Annotated in this window: 1 protein-coding gene; it reads left to right on the top strand. The window is 62.1% G+C overall.

Going from position 1 to position 214, the window contains the following annotated elements; translation table 11 throughout:
- On the top strand, positions 1-214 hold a 214-nt coding region (locus F1735_RS35335), incomplete at both ends, for a zinc ribbon domain-containing protein (RefSeq protein WP_445081584.1).

The raw sequence follows: 214 nt of genomic DNA, 5'->3' as shown, positions 1-214 counted from the left end.
TTGCAGGTACGGAACATGTCCAGGTCTTCCAAAGGTACTGTCGAACAACCGGGCAAGAAGGTCAGCCAGAAGTCGGGCCTGAACCGAGCTATCCTCGATCAGGGATGGGGCGAGTTTCGCCGCCAGCCTGGCTATAAGCTTGGGTGGAACGGCGGCATGTTGCTGGCCGTGCCAGCGCAGCACACCAGCCAGACGTGCCCGGCTTGCGGCCACG

This window comes from Massilia genomosp. 1 (assembly GCF_011682185.1).
Taxonomy (GTDB): Bacteria; Pseudomonadota; Gammaproteobacteria; order Burkholderiales; family Burkholderiaceae_D; genus Telluria_A; species Telluria_A rubra.
The sequence above is the reverse complement of the archived record's forward strand: the minus strand, read 5'-3'. Positions and strand labels throughout refer to the sequence as shown.